This window comes from Microcystis sp. M53602_WE12, from assembly GCF_030065455.1.
In the GTDB taxonomy this organism is placed as follows: Bacteria; Cyanobacteriota; Cyanobacteriia; order Cyanobacteriales; family Microcystaceae; genus Microcystis; species Microcystis aeruginosa.
Genome location: NZ_JASJFB010000875.1, coordinates 1 through 5,394, shown reverse-complemented (window position 1 = coordinate 5,394; position 5,394 = coordinate 1). Strand labels below are relative to the sequence as shown.

The window sequence follows — 5,394 nt, the reverse complement described above, 5'->3', positions numbered from 1 at the left end:
TTTGCTACCTTTAATCGCTTATGAGGTAAGCAAAGCACGACGTTTTTAAAAATTTTCAGCTATGTATTTCGAGAAATCGACTAAAAACGTTGCCAGATAAGGACTTGAGAGAATGACATTTGAGAGAATGAAACGACCCTAGGGCAGGGTAGGGTTGATTCATGAATCAACCTACAAAGCACGACGTTTTGACAAATTTTCAGCTATGTAGGGCTTGCTGAATAAATCTAACAACCTTGTTGGATAAGGTTGTTAGACTTTTTTTCCCTCAAAAAGTGCCGACCATTGGAGTGATTGGGGGGAAAATCCCTGGACTTTTTCCCTGAAAATTAGGTAATTGACCACCTGAAAATGGGTAAAACCCCACACCCCACACCCTACCACGAAAAACTTTTTGCCGCAAACCCTATGTATTTCCGAGAAATCGACTAAAAACGTTGCCAGATAAGGAGTTGAGAGAATGACATAAGAGAGAATGAATCAGCCCTACTTGGCTGTGGGGGGTAAGATTATTCTGGCCCAGAATGTTCTAGATTTGCCTAGTTTAAGTGCAGCCAAAGAGGTAACATTAATTAATACCGTACCTACAGCGATCGCTCAACTGCTGGAAATTGAGGCGATACCTGAGACTGTGCAAACGGTAAACCTCGCCGGAGAAGCTTTGTCTAATCAATTGGTACAGAAGCTTTACCAGCAGGAAAACATTAAGAATGTTTATAATCTCTACGGTCCTTCAGAAGATACCACTTATTCCACTTTTAGCTTAGTGCCTAAAGGACACCATGGACAACCGAGTATCGGCCGGCCTATTGCCAATACTCAAGTTTATATTCTGGACTCTTTTAAGCAACCGGTTCCTCTAGGAACTATTGGTGATTTATATATCGGGGGTAAAGGGTTAGCTCGATGTTATCTGAATCAACCTGAATTAACCGCCGAGAAATTTATCTCCAATCCGTTTAGTAATGAACCTAATGCCAAACTCTATAAAACAGGAGATTTAGCCCGATATTTACCCGATGGAAATATTGATTTTTTGGGGCGGGGTGATAATCAGGTAAAATTGCGGGGTTTCCGCATTGAATTAGGAGAAATTGAGGCAACTCTAGGGACTTATCCCCAAGTTAAGCAAAAGGTGGTGAAGGTTTGGGAAGACTCCTATCGGAATAAGAGGTTAGTCGCTTATCTAGTAGGAGAAAATGGTCCGATAAATACTGAGGATTTGCGTCGTTTCTTGGGACAGAAATTGCCAGAGTATATGATTCCGGCTCTTTTTGTCTCCTTAGAAACTCTCCCTCTGACTCCCAATGGAAAAATTGACCGTTCCAGTTTACCCCTCCCTGAGATACCTTGGACATCTGAGCAGGATTTTGTCCCCCCGCATACTCAGAAAGAAAAGATTTTGGCCAGTATTTGGCAAGATGTTCTCAGAATTAAACAAGTGAGTCGTTATGACCGCTTTTTTGAAGTTGGGGGCGATTCTATTCTCAGTATTCAGGTTGTCGCTCGCGCTCGTCAAGCCGGGTTGAAGATTACCCCTAAACAGATATTTGAATATCCTACTCTTGCTGAACTAGCTACAGTTGCCGATTATTCCACAGCCGAATTAGCTAAACAGGGTTTAGTGACGGGTATTGTGCCTCTCACTCCCATTCAACTGTGGTTTTTTGAGCAAAATCGCGCTGAAATGCACCACTTTAATCAGTCTGTCCTCTTAGAAGTTCCCCATCACCTGAAAGCTGATTTGTTAGCTCAATCTCTGAGAAAATTAATTGAACATCATGACGCTTTGCGGTTACGGTTTACTGTGAAGGAAGGACAATGGCAACAAGTTAATGAAGGAATGCCGGAGGAAGTACCTTTTGAAGTGATTGATTTGTCTTCTATTCCTCAATCTCAGCAAAGGGAAACTCTCTTAGCAATGGCAACAACTCAACAGGCAAGTTTAAACCTCTCTACTGGACTATTAATCAAGGCGGTACTATTTGAATTGGCACCCTATCAACCCAGTCGGTTACTGATTATTATTCATCACTTGGGGGTTGATGGTGTATCTTGGCGAATTTTGTTAGAAGATTTATTAATGACTTATCAACAGCTAGAAAGGGGGGAGAATCTAGAACTTCCACCTAAAACCATAGCCTTTCAGGATTGGGCACTTCTCTTGAGGGATTATGGACAAGGGCAAAAAGCGAAAGAGCCATTAGACTATTGGTTAACTCAACCTTGGTTAGAGGCGAGAAATTTACCTGTAGATAACGAGGCTGGAAAACAATACAATACAGTAGCGACGGCAAATGATGTCACGGTGACTCTAGATGAAGAACAAACCCGGGCCCTCTTGCAAAAAGTCCCCGCTGCCTATAACACTCAAATTAATGAGGTTTTGTTAACCGCTTTAGCAGAAACTTTGACACAATGGACAGAAAATTTGACCATATCTCTTGATTTAGAAGGACACGGACGAGAAGATTTGTTCAGTGAGGTTGACTTATCGAGGACGGTAGGTTGGTTTACCAGTCTTTTTCCGGTTATTTTGCGACTCCCCCCCGAAAATCACCCCGGTGAGCGGCTCAAATCTATTAAAGAACAGTTACGAGCTATTCCTCACAGGGGAATTGGCTATGGAATTTCGCGATATTTGAGTGATGATGCTGATATTAAGTCTCAATTAGCTGAAATTCCTGCCAGAGAAGTTTTGTTTAATTATTTAGGTCAATTTGAGCAAGGACAATTGCAAAAAGGGGATTGGAAATTAGCGGATGAGTCTAAGGGGCCTAATCACAGTCTTAAGGGACATCGTAGTCATTTATTAGAGATTACGGCCAGAGTTATCGAGGGACAGTTACAAGTAAACTGGACTTATAGCGATCTCATCTATGAACGTTCGACGGTAGAATATTTAGGGCGCAGCTATAAAGAAGCTTTGCTGAAATTGATTGAGCATTGTTTATCTCCTGATGCTGGGGGTTACACTCCCTCAGATTTTCCAGTAGCGCACTTGAATCAACAGGAATTAGACGATATTCTGGCAGAAATTGACTAATAAGGAGAATCTTTCATGGCAGACACAAAAAATCAACCCGCCAAAAATGTGGAGTCTATTTATCCTCTTTCCCCCATGCAGGAAGGGATGCTCTTTCATAGTCTTTATACTCCTGATTCAGGGATTTATTGTAGTCAAACTCTAATTACTCTGGAGGGAGAAATTAACCTTGCAGTTTTTAGGCAAGCGTGGGAAAAAGTTGTAGAGCGTCACTCGGTATTAAGGACTCTATTTCTTTGGGAAAAACGGGAAAAACCTCTGCAAATTGTGCGAAAAAAGGTTGATTTGCCTTGGGATTATCAGGATTGGCGCAATCTTTCCCCCACAGAACAACAACAACGTTTAGATTTATTGTTACAAACAGAGCGTCAACAAGGGTTTGAACTAAAAGTTGCTCCTTTAATGCGCTGCTTGATGATTCAACTATCGGACCAAACTTATAAATTCCTCTGCAATCATCATCATATTATTCTGGATGGTTGGAGTATGCCTATTATTTATCAAGAAGTTTTAGGGTTTTATGAGGCAGGTATTCAAGGGAAAAGTTATCATCTTCCTTTGCCGCGTCCCTATCAAGATTATATTGTTTGGTTACAGCAGCAAAACCCATCTGTTGCTGAGAGTTTTTGGCAGCGAACTCTTGAAGGGTTTATGACTCCCACCCCCCTGAGGGTGGACAGACTCCAGTTAATGAAATCTGAAGGTAAGCCGACTTATAAAGAGTATAACTGTCATTTATCGGCTTCTCACTCCAAAGACCTGCAATCTTTGGCGCAAAAGCATAATCTGACCTTATCTACTCTAGTACAGGCCGCTTGGGCGATTCTTCTCAGTCGCTATAGTGGGGAGTCAGAAGTTTTATTTGGGGTTACGGTTTCTGGTCGCCCTCATGATTTATCAGGGGTAGAACATAGGGTAGGATTATTTATTAATACATTGCCGCTGCGAGTCTCCATCAGAGAATCAGATTTATTGCTATCTTGGTTACAGGAATTACAGCAAAAGCAAGCAGAAATTCAGGATTATGCTTATGTTTCTCTGGCTGAAATACAGAGATTAAGTGATATTCCACCGGGGGTTCCCCTGTTTGAGAGTTTGGTCGTTTTTGAGAATTATCCTAGAGAAGCGTTATCGAGAGATTCTCGTCAATCCTTAAGGGTTAAGGATGTGGAGAATTTTGAGGAAACTAATTATCCTTTGACGGTGGTTGCTATTCCTAAACAGGAGTTACTGATTCAGTTAGTCTATGATACTAGCCGTTTTACTCAGGATACGATTGAACGGATGGCAGCACATTTACAGACTATTTTAACAGGGATTGTTACTGATACTCGGCAACGGGTAACACAATTACCTATATTGACAACACAAGAGCAACATCAGTTATTAGTAGAGTGGAACAATACCGAGGCAGATTATCCTTTAGATAAGTCTTTACATCAATTATTTGAAGAACAAGCTGCACAGAATCCGCAGGGAATAGCGGTTATTTTTGAAGGACAAAAATTAACCTATCAACAGTTAAATAACCGGGGCAATCAGTTAGCTCACTGTTTACGAGATAAGGGTGTAGGTCCAGAAAGTTTGGTCGGGATTTTTATGGAGCGTTCCCTAGAGATGGTCATCGGTTTATTAGGGATATTAAAAGCCGGGGGAGCTTATGTACCTTTAGATCCGGATTATCCTACCGAGCGCTTGGGGGATATCCTCTCAGATTCGGGTATTTCTTTGGTGTTAACTCAGGAATCTTTAGGGGATTTTCTTCCCCAAACTGGGGCCGAGTTACTGTGTTTAGATAGGGATTGGGAAAAGATAGCTACCTATAGTCCAGAAAATCCCTTCAATCTAACGACTCCTGAGAATTTAGCCTATGTTATTTATACATCAGGTTCAACGGGAAAACCCAAAGGCGTGATGAATATTCATAGAGGAATTTGTAATACTCTGACATATACTATTGGTCATTATAATATTACCTCTGAAGACCGCATTCTCCAAATTACTTCCTTGAGTTTTGATGGTTCAGTCTGGGAAATTTTTTCGTCTTTAATATCTGGTGCTTCTCTAGTCGTGGCTAAACCTGACGGGTATAAAGATATAGATTATTTAATAGATTTAATTGTGCAAGAACAAGTAACTTATTTAACTTGTGTTCCCTCAATATTGCGAGTTTTTCTGCAACATCCCAAGAGCAAATATTGCCACTATTTAAAACGAGTAATTGTCGGGGGAGAAGCCTTATCTTATGAACTCAATCAACGATTTTTTCAGCAGTTAAACTGTGAATTATATAACGCTTATGGACCAACAGAAGTAGCGGTTGAGACTACTATCTGGTGCTGTCAGCC

Annotated in this window: 1 protein-coding gene and 1 pseudogene; both read left to right on the top strand. The window is 41.1% G+C overall.

Annotation, left to right across the window (positions count from 1 at the left end):
• Positions 1–490: 490 nt before the first annotated feature.
• A pseudogene (locus PX482_RS26675) lies at positions 491–3,046 on the top strand (condensation domain-containing protein); the annotation flags it as partial.
• A gap of 15 nt (positions 3,047–3,061) precedes the next feature.
• Positions 3,062–5,394: non-ribosomal peptide synthetase (locus tag PX482_RS26670; RefSeq protein ID WP_288095591.1), on the top strand; the 2,333-nt coding region annotated here is incomplete at its 3' end.